This is a genomic window from Pseudomonas sp. NFACC10-1 (genome assembly GCF_900119195.1).
GTDB classification, from domain to species: Bacteria; Pseudomonadota; Gammaproteobacteria; order Pseudomonadales; family Pseudomonadaceae; genus Aquipseudomonas; species Aquipseudomonas cerasi.
Genome location: NZ_FPJB01000004.1, coordinates 117887 through 141008, shown reverse-complemented (window position 1 = coordinate 141008; position 23122 = coordinate 117887). Strand labels below are relative to the sequence as shown.

The following is a 23122-nucleotide window of genomic DNA, read 5'->3' as shown; positions in this document are numbered from 1 at the left end:
TTTCAGCCAGTAGTTTGGCGTGATGCTACTGAGTAATCTGCTCTGTGTCACCGCTGAAACCCGCTTAACCCTCACTATGACGCAAGTGGTCTGCCATGCAGACCCTGGAGCCAACTCGTGCCACTCAATATCGGTATCTACGTTTATGACGACGTCGAGGTTCTCGACTTCGCTGGCCCCTATGAAGTGTTCACCACCGCAACCCGCATGCACGCTCGCAACAGCCGTGATGACCGGCAGTGGTTCAACGTATTCACCATCGGCCGCAGCACCGCGCCGGTGCGTGCCCGCGCCGGCCTCAAGGTCGATCCGGATTTCTCGATCAACGACCATCCGGCCGTCGACTGCCTGATCGTTCCGGGTGGCGTCGTGACCGCCGAACTGGAAAAACCCGACGTGATTCACTGGATCAGCGATCAGTCGGAGCCTGGCCGCTTGGTCGCTGCCGTGTGCACCGGCGCCTTCCTGCTGGCCAGGACCGGCAAGCTGGCCGGCAAGCAAGTGACCACGCATTGGGAAGACATCGACGACCTCAAGGAAATGTTCCCGTCGGTGGACGTGCTCAGCACGCTGCGCTGGGTCGATGAGGGCTCGTTCGTGACATCGGCAGGTATTTCTGCCGGTATCGACATGAGCCTGCACTTGGTCGAGCGCCTGCACAGCCGTGAACTGGCCGAACGCACGGCGCTGCAAATGGATTTCGACTGGACCGAGAACGACTGAGTCATCCAGTCGCGCTGCGGATACCCCTGAAGAGGCTATGTGCCCGAAATGTGCATAGCCAGCGCTTCAACGCGATAGCCAGCGTTCGCTTTACCCCCGCTTGAGACATTCATTCGAATGGCCGATAACCCGGCCATATCGGTGTTTCGGCGGGGGTTTCCTGTATTCCCGAGCCTTTGGCTCAGCGGCAGGGCCGCACCCACCTTTGCAAAACCAGAGTGCAGGACACATGAAAACCCACTTCTTCAAAGTCGTTCAAACCGTTGCACAGCACGGTTCGTTCTCGGAGGCCGCCGCCATTCTGGGCTGCAGCCAGTCGAACATCAGCTATGCCATCAAGGAGGTCGAAGATTTTTTCGAAAAACGCCTGTTCATTCGCAGCCGCACAGGCTGCACGCTCACCCCTGAAGGCAAGGTCATCAGCCAGACCCTGGGAAATATCATGGCCACGCTCGAACAACTAAAAAAAATGGGGTCAGTGGTAGCGTCACCATTCATTATCACTCGCACATCCGCGAGACCGGCCTGAGTGCCTCGCTGGACTTTCTCGCCCATCATTACCCCGATATCCATCTGAACGTGCTGCACCGCAGCGAACAGAATCCGTCGCTGGACGCATTGATAAAGGGCGTGGCCGATATCCTCATCCTGCCGGCTACTGTGCTGGACGAGCATTATCTCGAACACCATTGCTGGTCGGACCATTACGTACTGGTAGCGGCGCGAAGCAAGCAGGGCGCGGCGCAGTGTTTCGCCGAACTTGCGCAGGTGTCGCGCTATGTGGCCTGGCGGCATCCTGGGGTGGAGCGCCTGCACCAGCAACTGGCATCGGCACAGCTGCGGCTCAGCCAACGCGGCGAGCTCAGTTGCCTGGACACGCTGCTGGACCTGGTCGCCAAGCGCCATTGCATCTCGATTGTGCCCAGCGCGCTGTTGAGCGGGCGGCTTCGCGAGCTGGAATCTATCCCGCTGCCGCTGACCGTGAGACGCCAGATCAGCGTCGTGGCGCGGCCTGCTTCATTGTTGTCCAACGCCGCCAATGCCGTGGTTCAGGCACTCAAGAAACCACCGGCCTCGAACACTCGGCCTGATTGACGGAGGTGTCGCAAAACGTTGTCACAGTGCCCTTAACGAGCGTTTGACCGCGACATGAATGCAACGAATCGGGCCGGCAAGGCTCATATCCGTAAGCAATACATTCAGGACGCTCCGCATGCGGGGCGTCTCAGGTCGCCGATTCGAGAGGAAGACTGAACGCTATGACGATACCGGACAAGCAATACGTGGACTGGCTGGTCGAGCAATCGATGCTTAACGCCGCAAGACAGCGCGCCAAGACCTATTCGGGGCAGGGCAGGCTCTGGCAGCGTCCTTTCGCCCTTGCGCGTCCCAGAGACGCCTCCGCTATCGCCTCGGTCTGGTTTACCGCCTACCCGGCCTCCATCGTCACCCGTGAAGGTGGCTCGGTGCTTGAAGCACTGGGTGATGAAACGCAGTGGCATGCACTGTCGGAAATCGGCATTCAGGGCATTCATAACGGCCCGCTCAAGCTCTCCGGCGGACTGAAGGGGCGTGAGCGCACGCCGAGCATCGATGGCAACTTCGACCGCATCAGTTTCGGCATCGACCCGGACCTGGGTACCGAAGCACAACTGTTGAGCCTGTCGCGCATTGCCGCAGCGCACAACGCGGTGATCATCGATGACATCATTCCGTCGCACACCGGCAAGGGCGCAGACTTCCGCCTGGCCGAGATGGCGTACGAGGATTATCCCGGTTTGTTCCACATGGTCGAGATCCGTGAGGAAGACTGGCAGCTGTTGCCTGAAGTGCCAGCCGGCCGCGATGCGGTCAACCTGATGCCCGATGTGGTGGATCAGCTGCGCGACAAGCACTACATCGTCGGCCAGCTGCAACGGGTGATCTTCTTCGAGCCTGGGGTCAAGGAAACCGACTGGAGCGCCACCGACGTGGTACACGGCGTCGACGGCAAGGCCCGCCGCTGGGTCTACCTGCATTACTTCAAGGACGGCCAGCCCTCCTTGAACTGGCTGGACCCCAGCTTTGCCGCGCAGCAGATGATCATCGGTGACGCGCTGCATGCCATCGATGTCATGGGCGCCCGGGTGTTACGTCTGGACGCCAACGGCTTCCTTGGCGTCGAACGTCGCGCCGAAGGCACCGCCTGGTCGGAAAGCCATCCGCTGTCGATCACCGGCAACCAGCTTCTGGCTGGTGCGATCCGCAAGGCGGGCGGCTTCAGCTTCCAGGAGCTGAACCTGACCATCGATGACATTTCCTCCATGGGGCAGGGTGGCGCGGATCTGTCCTACGACTTCATTACCCGGCCGGCCTATCAGCACGCGCTGCTGACCGGCACCACCGAATTCCTGCGCCTGATGCTGCGTCAGGTGCATGCCTATGGCATCGATCCGGCATCGTTGATCCATGCCCTGCAGAACCACGACGAGCTGACCCTGGAACTGGTGCACTTCTGGACGCTGCACGCTCACGACACCTTCCATTACCAGGGCCAGACGTTCCCGGGCAACATCCTGCGCGAGCACATCCGTGAGGAAATGTACGAGAAACTGTCCGGCGAACACGCGCCATACAACCTCAAGTTCGTCACCAACGGCGTCTCTTGCACCACAGCGAGCATCATCACTGCTGCGCTGGGCATTCGTGACCTGAGCACCATTACCGATGCCGACATTCAGCAGATCCAGCACATTCACCTGCTTCTGGTGATGTACAACGCCATGCAGCCGGGCGTATTTGCCCTGTCGGGCTGGGACCTCGTCGGTGCGTTGACGCTGCCGGCCGAGCAGGTTGACCACCTGATGCAGGATGGCGACACGCGCTGGGTTCATCGTGGCGCCTACGATCTGGTCGATCTGGACCCCGAAGCCGAGTTTTCTGCGGGTGACATGCCGCGTCCCAAGACGCTTTACGGCAGCCTGGTCAGTCAGCTTCAGCGACCTGATTCGTTTGCCTCGCAGCTCAAGAAGATTCTTGCTGTGCGCCGTGCCTATGACATCGCCGCAAGCCGTCAGATTCTGATTCCGGATGTCGAGCATCCGGGGCTGCTGGTCATGGTCCATGAACTGCCGGCTGGCAAGGGCACGCAGATCACTGCGCTCAATTTCAGCGCCGAGACGATCGTCGAAACGCTGCAACTGCCCGGTATTGCGCCAGGTCCGGTGGTCGACATCATCAACGAGCGTGTCGAAGGCGATTTGACCGAGCAGGGCGAGTTCACTATCACCCTGGACGCCTACGAAGGGCTGGCCCTGCGTGTGGTCAGCGCCTTGCCACTGTAAGGTGTAACGCGCAGCCGGATCGGCTGCGCGTTACCGCTGAGTCAGGCTGTTCAGGGCTGACGCTTTTTCAGGCGGTAGGCAAACTGGGCGCGACTCAGGCCCAGCAAGCGCGAGGCGGCCGCCAGGTTGCCTTCGCTCTTGTCCAGCGCCTCCTGGATCAGGCGCTGTTCAAGGTTGTCGATGGAGAACGCCTGATCCGACTGATGAAGGGAGTCCAGCAGGGAAGTAGCAGGTGCCTGCTGTGCGCTCGCAGCCGATGCCTGACGCAGCGCGCCATGGTGATTCAGCGAATAGGCGTCCCGTGGTAACGACTCGTTGCGGAAAATATGCACCAGATCGATGGCCTGGCCTTCATCGCTGGCGATCAGGCCGCGCTCGATCAGATTCTGCAATTCGCGCACGTTCCCGGCAAAGTCATAGCCCAGCAGGGTTTTCAATGCGCGCATGGTCAATCCGGCCGGCGTCCTGCCGTACTCCTGACAGAAGCGCTTGAGAAAGAAGTTGATCAGCAGCGGGATGTCATCGCGGCGCTCGCGCAATGGCGGCAGGGCGATCGGGTAAACGTTGAGGCGATAGAACAGGTCTTCACGGAAATCGCCATCGGCCACCGCCTTACGCAGGTCGACGTTGGTCGCCGCCACCACTCGCACGTTGACCTTGATACCGTGCGCACCCCCGACGCGCTCGATCTCCCGCTCCTGCAAGGCGCGCAGCAGCTTGCTTTGCCCGGCAAGGCTCAGGGAGGTGATCTCATCCAGGAACAGCGTGCCACCGTTGGCGCGTTCGAAACGCCCGGCTCTGGAGTGCGTGGCCCCGGTATAAGCCCCTCGCTCCACGCCGAACAGCTCGGCCTCGATGAGGTTGTCGGGGATGGCTGCGCAATTGAGTGCCACAAACGGGCCTTCGCGGTTGCGGCTGAGCTGGTGCAACTGGCGGGCGAACATCTCCTTGCCGACCCCGGACTCGCCGCTGATCAAGACGGTTGCCGGGGTCATCGCCACCCGTTGCAGCGCCTGCGTGGCCGCATTGAAGGCAGCGCTTGCGCCGACCAGCGGCTGGTTGCTGCCGGTCGGCGGGCTTGCTTCATAGCTCGCCGCAGGCACCGGTGCGCTGTGCACGGGTGCAGGGGGTTTGACTGCTCTCAGGTAGCTCAGGTCGCGTTCGACATCGCCCCATTGTTCCGAGGTCTTGCCGACCACGCGGCAGCTCGCATGCCCCATGCCACGGCATTCCACTTCGCGGAAAACCACCATCTGTCCGAACAGGCCGCTGACAAAACCGATGGCGTAGCCGATTTCGGTCCAGCACACCGGATCCTGGCCGATGCCGTACGCCGCGACATGCTCATCGGCTTCGCAGGAGTGATGCCAGAGAAACTCGCCCTCGTAAAACCCCGACTCGGCGTCGAATTTGAAGTGCACCGGCTCGACCTTGGTCATGCCTTCCAGGGTATGCAAGTGCGTACCGGCACGAAACGCCGACGAAGCGTCAGCCATTGGCCAGCGTTCGCGAATCAATCGGGCGTCCCGTGCGCCAGACAGATACCCGGCTCGGGTGAACATCCCGCGCGCCTGCTCCTGGCCCAGACGTTCGATGATTTCGCGGCGCAGGGTGCCGAACGATGAGGTGTGCAGCAGCAACATCCGCTGGTCGTTGAGCCAGATGCGCCCATCGTCAGGCGAGAAGAACAGGCAACTGGTCAACTCCTCGGGGGTTGGCGAATCACCTGAATGCATCTGACTGCTGTCGCCGCGAGGCGCGAAATGTTCGGTGGGAACGCTGTGATCGGGCAACTCACAGTGGGGATTATCCATCGTTGTACCTCGGCCGGGTGATGGTCGAAATGATCAAATCATGGCTTGATTAATAAACATAACTTCATCAAATGAACAAGCGGGTCCGCGTAGAGTTTCCGCCTGAGGGGGCTCGACGCTTCAGCGTGGTCGTCGAAAACCCTTGTTCTAAAGCGGTTGAGTGATGACATGATGGTCGGATGACAATCCCGGCACAGGCTTTGCTCTGACGTACGTACGGCGCATGCTTCCCGTGGCAAATGGGGCAGGCGATTACAACCATAAAAGCCGGAGTCTTAATATGTCAGCGTCTGATGGCACCCCTCTGTTGCAACGCGCGATTGAAGCCGAATGTGTTTTCAATGGCGACTGGATTCCTTCCTCGTCTCCCTCATTGCCCGTCATCGAGCCTGCGACCGGCGAGCTGTTGATGAACACAGCCATGGCCGATGCTGCGGACATCGCGGTTGCCTGCCGTGAGGCCGCGCTGGCTCAACCTGCCTGGGCGGCGCTGGGGCCGCGTGAAAAGGCTGACATATTTCTCCTCGCCGCCGATCACGCGGTTTGTGCGTTCGATGAACTGGCGCTGTATGTCGCCCGCGAGACCGGCGGCAGCCTGCAAAAGGGCCAGCACGAAGTGAACGAGACCATCGTGTTGTTGCGTCAGGCGGCGGGCATGCTGTCGCAGGCTCATGGTCATGGCCTGATACTGCCCAGTCAGGCCGGTCGTCTGTCCTACGCGCGGCGTGTCGCGCACGGTGTGGTGGGAGTGATTTCGCCATTCAATTTTCCCCTGGTGCTGTCCCTGCGCTCGGTCGCTCCGGCGCTGGCTGCCGGCAATGCCGTGGTGCTCAAACCCGATCCGCAGACACCCATCAGCGGCGGTTTCCTGATCGCCCGGCTGTTCGAGGAAGCCGGTCTGCCCAAAGGGCTGCTGCACGTGCTGCCGGGTTCTGCCGATGCCGGCGAAGCGCTGTGCCGCGACACCAATGTGCAGATGATCACCTTCACCGGCTCGACCGGGGCCGGACGCAAGGTTGCCGAAGCGGCGGGCCGCAACCTGAAGAAAGTGTCGCTGGAGCTGGGCGGCAAGAATCCGCTGGTGATTCTGGAAGACGCCGACCTTGATCTGGCCGCCAGCAATGCGGCGTTCGGTGCCTGGCTGCACCAGGGGCAGATCTGCATGGCCACCGGGTTGATCCTGGTGCACGAATCCATCGCTGCCGAGCTGACCCGCAAGCTGGCGGACAAGGCGCGGGCGCTGACGGTGGGTAATGCGGCACGCGGTGAGGCTGCTCTGGGGCCGCTGATCAACAAACGGCAGTTGCAGCACGTGCATCAGGTGGTCAGTGACAGCCTGCAGGCCGGTGCGCGACTGGAAACCGGTGGCGAGTATGAAGGCCTGTTCTATCGCCCGACGGTGCTCAGCGGCGTGAAACCCGGTATGCGCGCATTCGAGGAAGAGATTTTTGGCCCGGTGGCGGTTGTGGTCAGCTTTTCCACGGACGAGGAAGCCATCGAACTGGCCAACCGTTCCGAGTATGGCCTGGCAGCTGCGGTGATCTCCCCGGACATCGGCCGCGCGACGGCGATTGGCGACCGGCTCAGGTGCGGCATGTTGCATATCAACGATCAGACGGTGGCCGATGAGTGTGTCAATTCGTTCGGCGGGCGCGGTGCGTCGGGCAACGGCAGCAGCGCTGGCAGCCCCTCGGACTGGGATGAATACAGCCAATGGCAGTGGGTCACGGTGAAGAACCAGGCGCCGGCCTACCCATTCTGAGTCTGACTGACATTCCATGCTTCATTGCAACAGGTGATGTGATTCAACGGCAAGACGTGATCCAACAACAATAAGAGCGCGTGACTATGAACCTGACTAACAAAACACTGATCGTGACTGGTGTGTCATCCGGCATCGGCGCTGAGCTGGCACGTGTGGCACGCTTCCAGGGTGCCCGAGTGATCGGCATCGATCGTCATGAACCGCAATTGACCGTAGACAGTTTTTTCCAGGCGGACCTGGCCGATCCAAAGAATATCGATGCGTTGATCGAGCGCTTGCCCAAGCAGATCGACGGCCTGTGCAACATCGCCGGTGTACCTGGCACAGCGCCCGTTCAGGCGGTCGCCCAGGTCAATTACCTCGGGCTGCGCCACCTGACCCAACGCCTGTTGCCGCGCATTTCACCGGGCGGCAGTATCGTCAACATAGCTTCGATACTCGGCTCGCAGTGGCCGGAAAGGCTGGAGTTGCACAAGGCGTTGGCCGCCACTGAAAGCTACAGCGCAGGGCAGGAGTGGCTGGCGGCCAATCCGGTTGCCCATGAAACCTGCTATCAGTATTTCAAGGAAGCGTTGATCGTCTGGAGTTTCAAGCAGTCGCAGGAATGGTTTCGCGATCATTCTGTGCGCGTCAACTGCGTCGCACCGGGGCCGGTGTTCACACCGATTCTGGGAGACTTTGTCAGCATGGTTGGCCAGGAGCGGGTAGCCCGCGATGGCCTGCACATGAAACGTCCTGCGCTGGCCGATGAGGTGGCCGAGGTGATTGCGTTTCTGTGCTCCGACGCCTCGCGCTGGATCAACGGCGTCAACTTGCCCATAGATGGAGGGTTGGCCGCTTCCTACGTGTAATGGCTGTACGTGTTGCAACCCCGGCGACGCGTTCGTGGCGTCGGGGGCACTTGAAAACAACAACAATAAGTACAGGAATCACAAGATGCCCAAGTCTGTCTTGCGTACCGTTGCGACCGTATCATTCATCGCCTTGTCCTCGACTGCATACGCCTATGACTTGCCCGGCCTCAATCTGGGCAACACCAGCTTCTACGATGGATCCCCGGCGCCTGCGGGTCCGGGCTGGTATCTGGAGGAGTATCTGAACTATGCCAAGGCCAATCGTTTCAATGACGTGAATGGCGACAAACTGCAACTTCCCAAACAGGATGTGGATGTATTGGCGGTGACCACGCAGATCATCTACGTCGGTCAGCCAATGGCCAATGGTGCCATGCCGGGTATTACCGCAATCAACACGTCGCTGGCACATGTCGACGTGGATGACGGCCTGGGCAACACCGCCCTGAGTTCGCGTGCCGGTTTCGGTGATTTGGTCATCGGTCCGTTTCTGCAACTGCCGACGATCACCCATGCCGATGGCAGCCCGCTGCTGACCCAGCGTGTCGAGGCGGACATTGCGATTCCGGTCGGCGCTTATGATCGCAATCGCTCGATCAACCCGGGCAGTAATTTCTGGTCGTTCAACCCTTACTACGCCGCGACTTACTGGTTCTCGCCGAAATGGTCGGCCAGCGGGCGTTTCATGTATTTGTGGAACGGCAAGAATGATGACCCGCAAGCCGGATTCGGCAATGCTTCCGACACGCAGGCAGGGCAGGCTCTGCATGCCAACCTGACTCTGCAATACGCAGTCAACGAGCAACTTTCGCTGGGGCTCAACGGTTACTGGCTCAAGCAGTTCACCGACACTCAGGTGGACGGCCATGATGTCAGTGGTCGCAAGGAAAAGGTCTGGGCTATCGGCCCGGGCCTGCTGTATGCCTTCAACAAGGAGAACGTGCTGACGGTCAATAGCTACTTCGAACAGGGCGCGGAAAACCGCACCGAAGGCAACAAGCTGGTGCTGAATTTTCTGCACAAGCTTTAAGGCATTGGAATTTTTTGACTATCGTTCCTCACGCTCCGCATGGGAATGCAGTTCGTGACGCTCTGCGTCACACGAGGGTTCTGCGATGTCAGGTGGATTGAGGTTCGGCTCAGGTCACCTTTTCGCCCCTCGGCGAGTTGCTGATCCGGGGGTAGCCTAGCAGGACGCCAGGCTAGCCGCACCGGGCCATGGATGGCCCGTTGCGGCGACGCCCGGATCAGTGTCAGGGTGAAGGAACCCGACGAAGTCGGGCCGGAAACAGGAGCGAGGGGCTTTGGTTACTTTGGCCCCATCTCAGTGCCAGGACTCAGCCGTCACTAACGTCGCACTCTGCGTCGACAGTGCCATCGCGATCAAAAAAGCAGCCTGAGATCTAAAACAAATCTCACTTAACCCCCAGAACGATGTGAAACGGATTGCTCATTGTTATACATAAATCCGCTTTTGATTCTGGCCGGAGGCCGTGGGAGTGGACCGGGCGACGCTTCGCTTGTTCGCGAAGAGGGCCTTGATCAGCTCGACCCTGCAGCCTTGAGCTCACGCTGCTCGACGGCGGCAGACCTGGACAGCACTGTAATCGCCGCCAGTGCGGCAATCACCAGGCCTGGGGAGGTGGCCAGCAGTACGCCGGCGGTTCCAGCGCCAGCGCCCAGCAGTTGTCCGGCCGCCAGCGGGCCGGCAACCGAACCGAGACGGCCGATGGCTACTGCAGCACCTACACCGGTGGCGCGTACCGAGGTCGGGTAGGACGGCGGGGCCAGCGCATACAGCACCAACTGCGCGGCGATGACGAACACCCCGGCTGCAAACCCGGCAATGGCCATCGGTACGATACCGACCGACAGACCCACGCCTGCCAGCGCTGCTAGCAAGCCGGCATAGACGAACAGCACGACCTTGATGCCATTGCAGCGATCAAGCAACAACCCGCCCAACAGCGAGCCCAGTGCGCCGCCGATATTGAACAACATCTGCACCATGCCCGCCTGCGGTTTGCTGAAGCCCTGACCGATCAGCAGTGAAGGCAGCCAGTTGAGCAGCATGTACATCACGGTCAGGGTGAAGAAGTAGCCGAGCCACAACGCCAGCGTGGTGCGAGCCCGGCCTTCGCCGAACAACGCAGTGGCGCTTGAATGCCGAACGCTGTCAGCACTGGTCTGCTGTTTGAAAGCGCTGGACTCGGGCAGCAACAGGATCATCAGCGGAGCCACCAACAGCGGCACCAGACCACCGATGATGAACGTGGTTTGCCAGTGCTCGCTGGTGAACATGGCGACGACCGCCGCCAGGGCACCGCCCAGTGGAACACCTGCGTACATGACGCTGATAGCCAGGCCGCGGCGACGTTCGCTTGCAGCTTCTGCACACAGGGCAATCAGGTTGGGCAACGCCGCCCCCAGACCCAGGCCCGTCATGAAGCGCACCAGCAACAGGCCGGAAAAGCTTTCGACATACGCAGTGCTCAGCGAAAAGACCCCGAACAGCAGCACTGCGCTCACCAGAATCTTCTTGCGGCCGATGCGATCGGCAATCCACCCGCCAAAGAACGCCCCAGGCAGCAGCCCGATGATCCCGGCGCTGAACACCCAGCCCATCATTTTTGGATCAAGGGCGAAGGTCTGGCGCAACCCGGCGGCCGCCGTTCCGGCAGCCTGCAGGTCGAAACCCTCGATGAGCGCAACGATAAAACACAAGACAATGGTCAGCGTCGATCGACGTAATGGACTGTTCATGGCAAGCCTCATTGTTGTTTTTGTTGTGGAGAAAAGCCTGTTCCCGAGCGCCAATCGAGGCGTTGTGACAGGTCGTTATCAAGGTAACAAAAATAACTAAAAAGTGAATCTGACTGGAAGAGTGATAAAAAGAAGTGTTTAGTCTTTCAAAAACATTGAGTTAGCAGCGGAATATCAACAAGCTGATAAAGTAGTTAATAATATTAATGTTCGATTATCGGTCATTTTGGATTGACGCGGCGGTGGAATCTTTCAATTCTCTACTCACGGGCCCGCAGTTAGCGCCGGACCGACTCCAAAAACAACAACAATAAGTGGACACCGAACATGTCAAAGCTCGCTCATGATGCAGCAAGCGCTGTGTCAGCTCCCTTTTTACGTGGAAAACGTTGTGGCCTTGCACTGGGCCTGCTGGGTATCAGTGCCATTCCCGACCCTGCACAGGCGCAGGGCTTTCTGGATGACAGCCATGGCACCCTGACGCTGCGCAACTATTATATGGACCGCGATTACAAGGATGATGGCGCCAAGACTGCGACTCGGGAGTGGGCGCAGGGCTTCATCATGAATGCGGAGTCCGGCTTTACCCAAGGGCCGGTGGGTTTCGGTCTCGATGCGCGAGCGCTGGTCGGGGTGAAACTGGATTCCTCGCCAGACCGCAGCGGCACCGAGCTGTTGCCAGTATCCGCCAGCGATGGCCGGGCGGCTGACGAGTATTCGCGGCTGGCCCTGACCGGCAAGCTGAAATTTCACGAAACCACGGTCAAGACCGGCGACGTGTCGATTTTCCTGCCGTTCGCTTTCGCCAGCCCCTCGCGACTGTTGCCGCAGACCTTTCGTGGCACCACGCTGACCTCCAAGGACATCGATGACCTGACCCTCAATGCGGGCTACATCGACCGGGTCAACAAACGTGACTCCACCAACTACCAGCCTATCAGCCTCGCTTCACCGAACCGCCGTTTCAATGGGGCGGCAACCTCGTCGCACATGGCTTACGCCGGAGGCGATTATCAGGTCAACAAGGACCTGAGCCTGCGGGCGTACCACGCCGAGGTAGACGATCTCTACACCCAGAACACCCTGGCCCTGTTGCACAAGCTGGCGATTGGCGACGGCGTGCTGACCACCGATCTGCGCAGCTTTTTCAGCCGCGATACCGGCAGTGCGAAGGCCGGCGAAGTAGACAACCAGAACCTTTCCGCGTTGCTTGGCTACAAGTGGGGAGGGCACAGCGTGAGCCTTGGCTACATGCATTCCAGTGGCGACACGGCAACGCCTTATGTCTCGGGCACCGAACTGATGGGGTTGAGCGAGATGACCATGAGCTCGGACTTCCTCAACGCCAAGGAGCGCACCTGGCAAGCCATCTACGACTATGACTTCACGGCCGTCGGGCTGGTCGGGCTGCGCAGTCGTCTGCGTTACGTGCGCGGCGACAACATCGAGCTGGCCGCTTTCAATGCCGATGATCGCAAGGAGCGTGAGTTTCAGATGGAACTGGGCTACGTCGTGCAAAGCGGTCCGCTGAAGAACGTCGGGCTGCTGGCGCGCAAGTCGATCTATCGCAACGACTTCCCGGCGGGTGCAGCCTTTCGTGACGAGAACCAGACACGCTTTATCGTGCAATACAGCTTGCCGCTCTGGTAATCATCCCGCATCGACGGCAGGGAAGCCGTCGATGAGCGCTTTTACGATTGATACACCTTTTTCAGCAACCTGAGCAGGTCCTGACGTTCCTTTTTATCCAGCGCGGCGGTGGATTCCAGGTCGCTGTCCACGGCGATCTGTTTCAATTCGCGCAGCAGTGTTTCGCCGCTTTTGCTGAGAAAAATGCCGTATGAGCGTTTGTCCGGCTTGCAACGCACCCGGACGGCCAGCGCACGCTCTTCGAGCTTGTTCAGTAATGGAACGACCTGCGGCGGTTCGATCGCCAGCGCCTTGGCCAGGTCTGCCTGCATGAGACCCGGGTTCTGCTCGATGATCGCCAGCGCCGAGAACTGCGCCGGGCGCAGGTCGTGTGCGGAAAGACGTCCGATCAGGTTCTGGAACAGCTTGAGTTGTGCGCGGCGCATGGCATAACCGATCAGATCATCCAGCGCAGAATCCGTTGGCAAACGTGCCTCGGCAGCCTGTACGGGAGCCTGGCAAACGTCGGCGATGTCAGATGGCTTGGCCATTGAAAATGCGGTCCTTATGGTTTGATGGGTCAATCAGCCGGTCAGTTTGCCGAGGTTGGCGAACGATAGCTATGGGGCATACGTGACTGTGACCAGCCTGTTCGGGCGGAGTGCCGAGATTTTGATTAATGTGAATAATAGTTAATTGACATAACTATATTTGCGGTTTAGCTTTGAGTCATCTTCAAGCCAAGAACAAGAGAGCATCGCCATGAGCAAATATGAAGGCCGCTGGTCAACCATCAAGGTCGAGATCGAGCAAGGTATCGCGTGGGTCATCCTCAATCGGCCGGAAAAACGCAACGCCATGAGCCCGACCCTGAACCGCGAAATGATCGATGTGCTGGAAACCCTGGAGCAGGATCCCGATGCGGGCGTTCTGGTGCTGACCGGTGCCGGCGAGGCGTGGACCGCTGGCATGGACCTCAAGGAGTATTTCCGCGAGGTGGACGCCGGACCGGAAATTCTGCAGGAAAAAATCCGTCGCGAAGCCTCCCAGTGGCAGTGGAAGATGTTGCGCATGTACGCCAAGCCAACCATCGCGATGGTCAACGGCTGGTGCTTCGGTGGAGGTTTCAGCCCGCTGGTGGCCTGTGATCTGGCGATCTGCGCCGATGAAGCGACCTTCGGCCTGTCGGAAATCAACTGGGGCATTCCGCCCGGCAACCTGGTGAGCAAGGCCATGGCCGACACTGTGGGCCACCGCCAGTCGCTGTACTACATTATGACCGGCAAAACCTTCAACGGTCAGAAAGCCGCTGAAATGGGCCTCGTCAATGAAAGCGTACCGCTGGCACAACTGCGTCAGGTGACCATCGATCTGGCCAATAATCTGCTGGAAAAGAATCCGGTGGTACTGCGCGCCGCCAAGCACGGCTTCAAACGCTGCCGCGAACTGACCTGGGAGCAGAACGAAGACTATCTGTACGCCAAGCTGGACCAGTCACGTCTGCTGGACAAGGAAGGCGGGCGCGAGCAGGGCATGAAGCAGTTCCTCGATGACAAGAGCATCAAGCCTGGTCTGGAAGCGTACAAACGCTAGTCTGATATCCAGACGTTTCGAGCCAAGTCTGTAGTTCCTGATAAAGACAATAAAGAGGAATCACCATGCTGGACGTGCCCCTGCTGATCGGCGGACAGTCGTGCCCCGCGCGTGACGGACGTACATTTGAACGCTGCAACCCGGTGACTGGCGAGGTGGTTTCGCGGGTAGCGGCGGCGACTCTGGAAGATGCCGATGCGGCAGTCGCAGCCGCTCAGGCTGCGTTCCCCTCATGGGCGGCGATGGTGCCCGGCGAGCGTCGGGCGCGTCTGCTCGAGGCTGCTACGCAGTTGCAGGCCCGCAGCGGCGAATTCATCGCTGCTGCCGGCGAAACCGGAGCAATGGCCAACTGGTACGGCTTCAACGTACAGCTGGCCGCCAACATGCTGCGCGAAGCGGCATCCATGACGACGCAGATCACCGGCGATGTCATTCCTTCCAATGTTCCCGGCAATTTTGCCATGGCGCTGCGCCAGCCCTGCGGTGTGGTCCTCGGTATCGCGCCGTGGAATGCGCCGGTGATTCTCGCCACACGGGCCATCGCCATGCCACTCGCCTGCGGCAACACCGTGGTGCTCAAGGCCTCGGAGCTCAGTCCCGCCGTGCATCGGCTGATCGGCCAGGTGCTGCAGGATGCCGGGTTGGGTGACGGCGTGGTGAACGTGATCAGTAACGCGCCGGCCGATGCGCCGGCGATTGTCGAGCGCCTGATTGCCAACCCGGCAGTGCGGCGGGTCAATTTCACCGGTTCCACTCATGTAGGCCGCATCGTCGGTGAGCTGTCGGCGCGGTATCTGAAACCGGCACTGCTGGAGTTGGGTGGCAAGGCACCGTTTCTGGTGCTTGACGACGCGGATCTAGACGCGGCAGTAGAGGCCGCCGCCTTTGGCGCCTACTTCAATCAGGGCCAGATCTGCATGTCCACCGAACGGCTGATCGTCGACCATAAGGTCGCCGATGCCTTCGTTGCCAAGCTGACGGCCAAGATCAAAACGTTGCGCGCCGGTAATCCGGATGACAGCGAATCAGTTCTCGGGTCGCTGGTCGACGTGGGTGCCGGGACGCGCATCAAGGGCCTGATTGACGACGCTGTGGCGCTTGGCGCAACGCTGGTGGCGGGCGGGCAACTGCAGGGCAGCATTCTGCAACCGACGCTGCTCGACGGCGTGACAGATGCCATGCGCCTGTACCGCGAAGAGTCCTTCGGCCCGGTGGCCGTGGTGCTGCGCGGCGACGGTGACGAGGCGCTGTTGCGGCTGGCCAACGATTCGGATTTCGGTCTCTCGGCGGCGATTTTCAGTCGTGACACCAGCCGCGCCCTGGCGCTTGCGCAACGGGTGGAGTCCGGGATCTGCCATATCAACGGACCCACCGTGCACGACGAGGCGCAAATGCCCTTCGGTGGGGTGAAGTCCAGCGGCTATGGCAGTTTCGGCGGCAAGGCTTCGATCGAGCACTTTACCCAGTTGCGCTGGGTGACGCTGCAAAACGGGCCCAGGCACTATCCGATCTGAGCCATCCGATTCGAACGCTTCCAGGCTGGCGGCAGCGGTCTTTTGTACAAGACTGTGTCGCCGGTAAGTCAGGCATAACAATAACAAGGCTGCAGCCTGGTGCTGCAACGCTCGGCCCGGACCGCTGCATGGCGTTTGGTGCCTGCGTACCTTGATGGAGAGAACGCACGTGAGTTCCGATATCAGATCATCAACGTTGCAGAGTGAAGATAATCCACCGCGCTACCGTCAGGTCTCCATCGGCCACCCGCCCATCGAGGTGCGGGAAGAGCAGGGCGTTCTGCACATGCGAGCCCTGGAACCTCTGGCGCGGTTACCCGACCGGCTGCTCGACCGACTGGTGCACTGGGCGCGGTTGCGTCCACAACAGACCTTCATTGCCGCGCGCGACAGCCGGAGCGGCTGGCGCAAGGTCAGTTATGCCGAGATGCTGACTGACGTGCGCGCTATCGCACAGAGCCTGCTGGCGTACGGCCTTTCCGCCGATCGGCCGCTGGCGTTGCTGTCAGGTAACGACATCGAGCACTTGCAGCTTGCTCTGGGGGCCATGTACGCCGGCATTCCGTACTGCCCGGTATCACCGGCGTATTCGGTCATGTCTCAGGATTTCGCCAAGTTACGCCACGTCTGCGACGTATTGCAGCCAGGATTGGTATTTGTCAGCGATGCCGCGCCGTTTCAGCGTGCCATCGATGCGATCATTCCTGCGGAAACGCCCGTCATCACTGTACGCGGACAGCTCAATGGCAGGCCTCAGCTGAGCTTCTCCAGCCTGCTCGAAGAGCCGGGTGGCAGCGAGGCCGAGGCCGCGTTCCTGGCCAGCGGCCCCAACACCATCGCCAAGTTTCTGTTCACTTCGGGCTCGACCAAACTGCCCAAGGCGGTGGTGACTACCCAGCGCATGCTGTGTGCCAATCAACAAATGCTGTTGCAGACGTTCCCGGTGTTCGGCGAAGAGCCGCCCGTGCTGGTCGACTGGCTGCCCTGGAACCACACCTTCGGCGGCAGTCACAACATCGGTATTGTGCTGTACAACGGTGGCACGTTCTATCTGGACAACGGCAAGCCAACTGCACAAGGCTTCGCTGAGACGCTGCGCAACCTCAAGGAAATTTCGCCTACCGCTTACCTGACTGTGCCCAAGGGCTGGGAAGAGCTGGTCAACGCACTGGAGCAGGACGCCGAGCTGCGCGAGCGATTCTTCTCGCGCATCAAGCTGTTCTTCTTCGCCGCTGCCGGCCTGTCGCAAAGCATCTGGGATCGTCTTGACCGGGTGGCCGAGCAGCATTGCGGCGAGCGGATTCGCATGATGGCCGGACTGGGTATGACCGAGGCCGCGCCGTCCTGCACGTTCACCACCGGGCCCTTGTCGATGGCCGGATATATCGGCCTGCCCGCACCGGGATGCGAAGTGTGCCTGGTGCCGGTGGATGGCAAGCTCGAAGGGCGTTTTCGTGGCCCGCACATCATGCCGGGCTATTGGCGCTCGCCGCAGCAGACGGCCGAAGTGTTCGACGAGAACGGCTTCTATTGCTCCGGCGATGCGATCAAGCTTGCCGATCCTGCGGCCCCGGAGCTGGGCCTGATGTTCGACGGGCGACTGGCCGAGGATTTCAAGCTGTCGTCGGGCGTGTTCGTCAGTGTCGGCCCGATGCGCAACCGCGCGGTGCTGGAAGGCTCGCCGTACGTGCAGGATGTGGTCATCACCGCGCCTGACCGCGAATGCCTTGGGGCGCTGGTGTTTCCCAGGGTGCACGAGTGCCGGCAACTGGCCGGGCTGGATGCACAGGCCAGCGATGCGCAGGTCCTGGCCAGTGCGCCGGTGCGTGAGTGGTTCGCCGGCTGGCTGGCGCGCCTGAACCAGGGCGCGAACGGCAACGCCAGCCGGCTGGAGTGGATCGTGCTGCTTGATGAGCCCGCGTCTATCGATCGCGGCGAAATCACCGACAAGGGGTCGATCAACCAGCGCGCCGTCCTGCAGTGGCGCGCAGACAAGGTCGAAGCGCTGTACCGTGATCAGGACCCCGACAAGCTCAGTGCCGGGCCCAAGGCATGAGTGGCGGCGGGCAGTATTCGGCATTCAGCGACGTGGCCATCGTCGATGCCGTGCGCACACCCTGGGTGGATCTGGGCGGTGCTCTGGCGCCTGTTTCGCCCATCGATCTGGGTATCAAGGTCGGCCGCGAGGTCCTGGCGCGGGCCGTCATTCAGGCGGATCAGGTCGACAGCGTACTGGCCGGCTCGATGGCGCAGGCCAGTTTCGATGCGTACCTGCTGCCCCGGCACATCGGCCTGTACAGCGGCGTCGCGCAGAGCGTTCCGGCGTTGGGTGTGCAACGCATCTGCGCGACCGGTTTCGAACTGTTGCGCCAGGCCGCCTTGCACGTGGGCGAAGGTGGGCAGATGGCGCTGTGCGTCGCCGCCGAGTCCATGTCGCGCAACCCGATCGCGGCCTATACCCACCGCAATGGCTTCTCGCTCGGTGCCGCCGTGCAGTTCAAGGATTTTCTCTGGGAAGCGCTGTATGACCCGGCACCGGCGATGGACATGATCTCCACCGCAGACAACCTCGCCAAGCGTCATGGGTTGAGTCGTGAGGCGGTAGACAGCTATGCCTTGCTCAGCCATGAGCGGGCGCTGCAATCACAGATTTCCGGCAAATGGACCGAGGAAATCGTCCCGGTCAGCCGCGAGCGCTTTGCGCTGGAAGGCTATCAGCCGCGTGGCATCGAGTTGCCGCGTGGGGTTGAAGTGGTCACGCAGGACAGCCATCCGCGTGCGACCCATCTGGCAGCGCTATCGCGTTTGCGCGCCATTCACGCGAACGGTGTGCAGACCGCAGGCAATAGCTGTGCGGTGGTCGATGGCGCGGCGGCGGCCCTGGTGGGGCGTGCTTCACAGTCAACGAGACCGGTGTTGGCGCATCTGCTGGCCAGCGCGGTGACGGGTGTCGCGCCAGAGTTCATGGGCATTGGCCCCGCACCTGCGATCCGCTTGCTGTTACAGCGCAGCGGGCTGGCGCTGAGCGATATCGGTCGGCTTGAAATCAATGAAGCGCAGGCCGCTCAGGTTCTGGCAGTGGCACAAACGCTGGAGCTGGACCACGAGCGGCTCAACTGCCTGGGTGGATCACTGGGCCTGGGTCACCCATTGGCTGCCACCGGGCTGCGTCTGGTCATGACTCTGGCCCGGCAACTGCGCGACGCAGGCCTGCGTTACGGTATCGCGGCAGCCTGCGTCGGCGGCGGGCAAGGCATGGCGCTGCTGATCGAGAATCCCCACTGTGCGTCCAGCCGTGTCTAGCCAGGCAAATACCCGCAAATGCGACATTTTCCTGCTTTAAACGCTACGCCTCAAGCAGGTCATCCTTTAGCGCTTGACCGAATCGTGGCGAACGGTGAATCTCGCACCTCTCGACCCCACGGAACCCCGTCTATGCGTGCCCTCGCTGAGCTTTCTTTCGATTTCGTCTGGCATTTGATGTTCACGGATGACAAGCAGCTCGACCAGGATCTGGCGGTGCGCTCGCTGGAAAATCTTTCCGATTGTTTTTCGTCGATGTCCGACGAAGAGAAAAGGGCGTTCATCGCGGTGGCCCACGAACGCAAGGCGCGCCTTTTCGCAGTGCCCGATGCCGACGGCTACTCGCCGATACGTCTGGCCACCGAAGAGCAGGCGCAGTTTCTCGATCATGTCGTTTCCGGGCAGTTCTTCCAGCAGTTCGAAGAGCCCCTGGCGGCGGATGCAAGCGACCGTGTGGTGCCGATTCGCCGCTGAGCGGACCCACGCTGCCCGGTTATTGCTCGACGGCTTCCGGCAGCCTGGCGATGACCTTGATTTCAAAATCGAAGCCATACAGCCAGGTCACGCCGACGCCGGTCAGGGTCGGGTGCGGCGCTTCGCCCCAAAACTCGGGAATTAGCTTCCATATCCGCTCGAACCTTGTCTCGGGATCGACAATGAACACCGTCACGTCGACCACATCGTCGAAGGTGCAACCGGCCGCCAGCAGGATGGCGTTCAGGTTGGTGAACGCCAGGCGCACCTGTTTTTCCAGATCAGGCTCGGGTGAGCCGTCTTCGCGACTGCCGACTTGTCCGGACACGAACAGAAAACCATTGGAGCGTATGGCGGGCGAATAGCGATTGCGCTCGTAAAGCGCCTGGCGGCCAGCCGGGAAAACGACGTCACGTTGGGTCATGGGGATCTCCATCAGAACTTGAGTACGAAGGCTGAAGTCAGCGTTGAAGCCACAGTAGGGACTTGCGTCAGCGCGATAAACGAGCAACCGTACTCAGCACTGTTTGGGAAACCCAAACAATCGACAGGCTGATGGGACAAGACAGGCGGGGCGAGGATGGACCGTTTCGACGCAATGCAAGCGTTTGCTCGCGTGGTGGAAACCGGCAGTTTCACCAAGGCTGCCAGCACGCTGCACATGAGCAAGACCAGCGTGACGCAACTGGTACAACAACTGGAGGCACGCTTGCGGGTCAAGCTGCTCAACCGCACCACGCGGCGGGTTAACGTGACTGCCGACGGTGCGGTATTTTACGAGCGCGTGGTCAGGCTGCTGGCCGATATGGATGACGCCGAGACCAGCCTGTCCAGTGCAACTTCGCTGCCCAGAGGGCGTTTGCGCGTGGACGTACCCAGCCCGCTGGCCAGCATGCTGCTGATGCCCGCCTTGCCAGGGTTTCATGCGCGTTATCCGGACATTCAGATCGATATGGGCGTCAGCGACCGTATGGTCGACCTGATCGGCGAGAACGTCGACTGCGTGGTGCGGGGAGGTGAAATAGCCGATCAGTCGCTGATGGCGAGGCGGGTGGGCGACCTGCAACTGGGCGTTTACGCTGCGCCGGACTATCTGCAGCGCATGGGCACGCCTGTTCATCCGCAAGAGCTTGAAGACTCGGCCCATCGCATCGTCGGCTATCTGTGGGCGCGCACCGGCAAGGCGCTGCCCTACGCCATGCACCGCGCTGGGGAAAAGGTCCATGTGCAGGGGCGCTATACGCTGGCGGTGGATGATGGCAATGCCTACGTTGCCGCAGGGCTGGCCGGAATGGGCATTCTCTGGCTGCCGGACTACATGGCCAGGCCATATCGGGAGCGCGGAGCCCTTGTTCCGCTGTTCGAAGACTGGCAGCTGGACAGCATGCCGATGTACGTGGCCTTCCCGCCGAACCGTCACATCAGCATCAAGGTCCGCGTGTTTATCGAATGGATCACCGAGCTGATGGCCGAGCATGCGCCCGTCACTCGGCCACCGACACGCCCTGCGCAATAGCGTGCCGCGGGTTCAACGCCGTGCCGACAGTTGCTGCGGGGCCAGAAATGCGTCATGAAAATAGTTGCGGAAGGCCTGCATGGCCGGGCTCAATTCACGTTCGCGGTGCCAGGCCAGGCCGACGCTCATGGGCGTTACTGTGTCGGTGACGGTGATCGTTTCGATACGCTTGCCTTCCAGCGACCAGGGGCGATGCACCAGATCGGAAAGGATCGCCACGCCGCTGCCGTTGGCGACCATGCTGCGTACTGCTTCCACCGAGCTGGTGCGGATTCTGACGTTGGGCTGCTGCCCGGCCAGTTCCCAGTAGCGCATGGCGCTTTGTTCGGCTTCGTCGACGGTCAACAGGATATAGGGCTCCTGCGCGACGTCGGCGAGGCTGACAGAGGCGCGTTGGCACAGCGGGTGATGGCTGGACAGCCACAGGCGGCGCTCGGAGTTGAACAACGTTTCCGAGATGATATCCGGGTGAGTGATGTTGGCCGTCAGCACCACCGCCATGTCGAAGCGACCTTGTAGCAGGCCTTGTTCGATGGCTTGTCTTTCCTGCTCATGTACCTCGATGGCGACGTCCGGGTGCCAGTGCTCCAGGCGCTGCAAATGATGCGGCAGGAAGTAGCCGATGACCGTGTAGCTGGCGGCCAGACGCAATACGCCGCTGGCGCGGATATCGGGCAGCGGACTGTTCAGCGCATCATCGACGCTGCGCAGAATGACATAAGCCCTGTTGAGAAAATGACGGCCTGCTTCAGTCAGGCTCATGCCTTGCGCCGAGCGCTGAAACAGCAGGGTGCCGAGCATGCCCTCCAGCTCCTTGATCGCCGTGGTGACCGCCGACTGGGAAATGTTCAGGTGAATGGCCGCCTGCGAGATTTGCCCGATCTCGGCAGTTGCCACGAAATAACGGACTTGGCGCAAGGTCAGGGACATAAGCACTCCAGACAGACGTTCGATGTAGCGGGGTATCTGTTTTTCAGAAGATGGCGTATCTGTTAATAGATCTACCCAAGGGGTGCGGGTGAATTTAACGTGCTTTGCATGAAGCCGGATAGCCCCTTTTCCGGACAGCCCACAGGAGCAACAGCCATGCAGGTGGATTTCAACTCGGACATGGGTGAAAGCTTTGGCGCTTGGACCATTGGTGACGGCGTCGATACTGAATTGATGACCTTTATCAGCTCGGCCAATATTGCGACCGGCTTTCACGCGGGCGACCCTGGCACCATGCGCCGCACGATCGAGCAGGCGAAACGTCTGGGCGTTGCCATCGGCGCACACCCGGGGTTCCGTGATCTGGTCGGCTTTGGCCGCCGGCATATCAACTCGACGCCCCAGGAACTGGTCGACGACATGCTCTACCAACTGGGCGCCCTGCGCGAGCTGGCGCGGGTTCAGGGTGTGGCCTTGCAGCATTTCAAACCCCACGGAGCCTTGTACATGCACTTGGCCAGGGACGAAGCCGCAGCCCGCCTGCTGGTGGAAAACCTGCAGCGCCTGGAGCCCGATTTGCTGCTTTACTGCATGCCCGGTTCGGTGATCTGCAAGATCGCCGAGGAGCTGGGCCAGCCGGTGATCCGCGAGTTCTACGCCGATCGCGATTACGACCTCAGCGGCTCCATCGTTTTCACCCGTCACGTACGGGCCCTGGACCCGACCGAAGTCGCAGCCCGCGTGGTGCGCGCTTGCCTGCAAGGTCTGGTGCGTACTGTCGAAGGTGAGGACCTGAGCATCGAATTCGATTCGATCTGTCTGCACAGCGATACGCCCGGCGCGCTGGACCTTGCAGAAGCGACACGCCTGGCGCTGGACGCTGCAGGCGTCAAGGTGCGTGCACCGCGTTGAGTCAACGGC

At 60.8% G+C, this 23122-nt stretch carries 20 protein-coding genes; 15 read left to right on the top strand and 5 right to left on the bottom strand.

The window, feature by feature from the left end; genetic code table 11:
* Positions 1 to 117: 117 nt before the first annotated feature.
* The 4 genes from BT119_RS12825 to treS all read left to right on the top strand — a co-directional run bounded on the left by BT119_RS12825 (position 118) and on the right by treS (position 4046).
* On the top strand, positions 118 to 723 hold the full coding sequence (locus tag BT119_RS12825) for a DJ-1/PfpI family protein (protein WP_072365882.1): 606 nt from the start codon (positions 118 to 120) through the stop codon (positions 721 to 723).
* 229 nt (positions 724 to 952) lie between these two features.
* The gene (locus BT119_RS12820; protein ID WP_003370783.1) at positions 953 to 1252 is read left to right on the top strand and encodes a helix-turn-helix domain-containing protein; all 300 of its coding nucleotides are present in this window, start codon (positions 953 to 955) and stop codon (positions 1250 to 1252) included.
* On the top strand, positions 1249 to 1818 hold the full coding sequence (locus BT119_RS12815; RefSeq protein WP_231989862.1) for a substrate-binding domain-containing protein: 570 nt from the start codon (positions 1249 to 1251) through the stop codon (positions 1816 to 1818). The genes BT119_RS12820 and BT119_RS12815 overlap by 4 nt, the downstream gene beginning before the upstream one ends.
* 164 nt (positions 1819 to 1982) lie before the next feature.
* Positions 1983 to 4046 (top strand): maltose alpha-D-glucosyltransferase, encoded by a 2064-nt coding sequence (gene treS, locus BT119_RS12810; RefSeq protein WP_072365878.1) that lies wholly within the window; start codon positions 1983 to 1985, stop codon positions 4044 to 4046.
* 50 nt (positions 4047 to 4096) lie between these two features.
* Here treS and BT119_RS12805 read toward each other — a convergent pair whose 3' ends face one another.
* On the bottom strand, positions 4097 to 5860 hold the full coding sequence (locus BT119_RS12805; RefSeq protein WP_072365876.1) for a sigma-54-dependent Fis family transcriptional regulator: 1764 nt from the start codon (positions 5858 to 5860) through the stop codon (positions 4097 to 4099).
* Between the two features lie 280 nt (positions 5861 to 6140).
* Here BT119_RS12805 and BT119_RS12800 point away from each other — a divergent pair, with 280 nt between their 5' ends.
* The 3 genes from BT119_RS12800 to BT119_RS12790 all read left to right on the top strand — a co-directional run bounded on the left by BT119_RS12800 (position 6141) and on the right by BT119_RS12790 (position 9509).
* Positions 6141 to 7622 carry a benzaldehyde dehydrogenase gene (locus BT119_RS12800; protein WP_003435421.1) on the top strand — a complete coding sequence of 494 codons (1482 nt, stop codon included), beginning with the start codon at positions 6141 to 6143 and terminating at the stop codon, positions 7620 to 7622.
* Between the two features lie 86 nt (positions 7623 to 7708).
* Positions 7709 to 8476, top strand: coding sequence for a coniferyl-alcohol dehydrogenase (locus tag BT119_RS12795; RefSeq protein ID WP_058416880.1), 768 nt, complete (start codon positions 7709 to 7711; stop codon positions 8474 to 8476).
* An 85-nt stretch (positions 8477 to 8561) separates the two neighbouring features.
* Positions 8562 to 9509 (top strand): SphA family protein, encoded by a 948-nt coding sequence (locus BT119_RS12790; protein WP_003435410.1) that lies wholly within the window; start codon positions 8562 to 8564, stop codon positions 9507 to 9509.
* A 512-nt stretch (positions 9510 to 10021) separates the two neighbouring features.
* On the opposite strand, the gene mhpT is transcribed toward BT119_RS12790, so the two are convergent.
* Entirely contained in the window at positions 10022 to 11242 is a 1221-nt protein-coding gene (gene mhpT / locus BT119_RS12775; RefSeq protein ID WP_058396885.1) for a 3-(3-hydroxy-phenyl)propionate transporter MhpT, read from the bottom strand.
* Positions 11243 to 11569: 327 nt separating this feature from the next.
* On the opposite strand from mhpT, the gene BT119_RS12770 reads away from it, so the two are divergent.
* Positions 11570 to 12892: an OprD family porin gene (locus BT119_RS12770; RefSeq protein ID WP_058396886.1), complete on the top strand. Its 1323-nt coding sequence runs from the start codon at positions 11570 to 11572 to the stop codon at positions 12890 to 12892.
* Positions 12893 to 12933: 41 nt separating this feature from the next.
* Here BT119_RS12770 and BT119_RS12765 read toward each other — a convergent pair whose 3' ends face one another.
* Positions 12934 to 13422, bottom strand: coding sequence for a MarR family winged helix-turn-helix transcriptional regulator (locus BT119_RS12765; protein ID WP_003370802.1), 489 nt, complete (start codon positions 13420 to 13422; stop codon positions 12934 to 12936).
* Between the two features lie 211 nt (positions 13423 to 13633).
* On the opposite strand from BT119_RS12765, the gene BT119_RS12760 reads away from it, so the two are divergent.
* From BT119_RS12760 to BT119_RS12740, 5 genes are all read left to right on the top strand, one after another.
* Entirely contained in the window at positions 13634 to 14464 is an 831-nt protein-coding gene (locus BT119_RS12760; RefSeq protein WP_003401024.1) for a p-hydroxycinnamoyl CoA hydratase/lyase, read from the top strand.
* Positions 14465 to 14529: 65 nt separating this feature from the next.
* Entirely contained in the window at positions 14530 to 15978 is a 1449-nt protein-coding gene (locus BT119_RS12755; protein WP_044308021.1) for an aldehyde dehydrogenase, read from the top strand.
* A 169-nt stretch (positions 15979 to 16147) separates the two neighbouring features.
* A complete protein-coding gene (locus BT119_RS12750; RefSeq protein ID WP_175550575.1) occupies positions 16148 to 18034 on the top strand; it encodes a feruloyl-CoA synthase in 1887 nt (628 codons plus the stop codon).
* Positions 18031 to 19281, top strand: a complete 1251-nt coding sequence (locus tag BT119_RS12745; RefSeq protein ID WP_003435397.1) for a thiolase family protein — start codon at positions 18031 to 18033, stop codon at positions 19279 to 19281. The genes BT119_RS12750 and BT119_RS12745 overlap by 4 nt, the downstream gene beginning before the upstream one ends.
* Before the next feature lie 132 nt (positions 19282 to 19413).
* On the top strand, positions 19414 to 19755 hold the full coding sequence (locus BT119_RS12740; RefSeq protein WP_003370812.1) for a hypothetical protein: 342 nt from the start codon (positions 19414 to 19416) through the stop codon (positions 19753 to 19755).
* 19 nt (positions 19756 to 19774) lie between these two features.
* On the opposite strand, the gene BT119_RS12735 is transcribed toward BT119_RS12740, so the two are convergent.
* Positions 19775 to 20179, bottom strand: a complete 405-nt coding sequence (locus BT119_RS12735) for a RidA family protein (RefSeq protein WP_003370814.1) — start codon at positions 20177 to 20179, stop codon at positions 19775 to 19777.
* A 156-nt stretch (positions 20180 to 20335) separates the two neighbouring features.
* Between BT119_RS12735 and BT119_RS12730 the strand changes: the two genes are divergently transcribed.
* Positions 20336 to 21271 (top strand): LysR family transcriptional regulator, encoded by a 936-nt coding sequence (locus BT119_RS12730; RefSeq protein WP_072365870.1) that lies wholly within the window; start codon positions 20336 to 20338, stop codon positions 21269 to 21271.
* A 12-nt stretch (positions 21272 to 21283) separates the two neighbouring features.
* Here the strand turns inward: BT119_RS12730 and BT119_RS12725 are convergent, their stop codons facing one another.
* Positions 21284 to 22201, bottom strand: coding sequence for a LysR family transcriptional regulator (locus tag BT119_RS12725; RefSeq protein WP_003410683.1), 918 nt, complete (start codon positions 22199 to 22201; stop codon positions 21284 to 21286).
* A gap of 156 nt (positions 22202 to 22357) precedes the next feature.
* On the opposite strand from BT119_RS12725, the gene BT119_RS12720 reads away from it, so the two are divergent.
* The gene (locus BT119_RS12720) at positions 22358 to 23113 is read left to right on the top strand and encodes a 5-oxoprolinase subunit PxpA (protein WP_003370817.1); all 756 of its coding nucleotides are present in this window, start codon (positions 22358 to 22360) and stop codon (positions 23111 to 23113) included.
* Positions 23114 to 23122 lie beyond the last annotated feature (9 nt).

Bases quoted from the DNA above. Each gene is read 5' to 3' on its own strand.
- BT119_RS12790 (WP_003435410.1), top strand. From the start codon at position 8,562: ATGCCCAAGTCTGTCTTGCGTACCGTTGCGACCGTATCATTCATCGCC.
- BT119_RS12735 (WP_003370814.1), bottom strand. From the start codon at position 20,179: ATGACCCAACGTGACGTCGTTTTCCCGGCTGGCCGCCAGGCGCTTTAC.
- BT119_RS12745 (WP_003435397.1), top strand. From the start codon at position 18,031: ATGAGTGGCGGCGGGCAGTATTCGGCATTCAGCGACGTGGCCATCGTC.
- BT119_RS12720 (WP_003370817.1), top strand. From the start codon at position 22,358: ATGCAGGTGGATTTCAACTCGGACATGGGTGAAAGCTTTGGCGCTTGG.
- BT119_RS12755 (WP_044308021.1), top strand. From the start codon at position 14,530: ATGCTGGACGTGCCCCTGCTGATCGGCGGACAGTCGTGCCCCGCGCGT.
- BT119_RS12820 (WP_003370783.1), top strand. From the start codon at position 953: ATGAAAACCCACTTCTTCAAAGTCGTTCAAACCGTTGCACAGCACGGT.
- BT119_RS12795 (WP_058416880.1), top strand. From the start codon at position 7,709: ATGAACCTGACTAACAAAACACTGATCGTGACTGGTGTGTCATCCGGC.
- BT119_RS12770 (WP_058396886.1), top strand. From the start codon at position 11,570: ATGTCAAAGCTCGCTCATGATGCAGCAAGCGCTGTGTCAGCTCCCTTT.
- BT119_RS12760 (WP_003401024.1), top strand. From the start codon at position 13,634: ATGAGCAAATATGAAGGCCGCTGGTCAACCATCAAGGTCGAGATCGAG.
- treS (WP_072365878.1), top strand. From the start codon at position 1,983: ATGACGATACCGGACAAGCAATACGTGGACTGGCTGGTCGAGCAATCG.
- BT119_RS12805 (WP_072365876.1), bottom strand. From the start codon at position 5,860: ATGGATAATCCCCACTGTGAGTTGCCCGATCACAGCGTTCCCACCGAA.
- mhpT (WP_058396885.1), bottom strand. From the start codon at position 11,242: ATGAACAGTCCATTACGTCGATCGACGCTGACCATTGTCTTGTGTTTT.
- BT119_RS12730 (WP_072365870.1), top strand. From the start codon at position 20,336: ATGGACCGTTTCGACGCAATGCAAGCGTTTGCTCGCGTGGTGGAAACC.
- BT119_RS12740 (WP_003370812.1), top strand. From the start codon at position 19,414: ATGCGTGCCCTCGCTGAGCTTTCTTTCGATTTCGTCTGGCATTTGATG.
- BT119_RS12725 (WP_003410683.1), bottom strand. From the start codon at position 22,201: ATGTCCCTGACCTTGCGCCAAGTCCGTTATTTCGTGGCAACTGCCGAG.
- BT119_RS12765 (WP_003370802.1), bottom strand. From the start codon at position 13,422: ATGGCCAAGCCATCTGACATCGCCGACGTTTGCCAGGCTCCCGTACAG.
- BT119_RS12800 (WP_003435421.1), top strand. From the start codon at position 6,141: ATGTCAGCGTCTGATGGCACCCCTCTGTTGCAACGCGCGATTGAAGCC.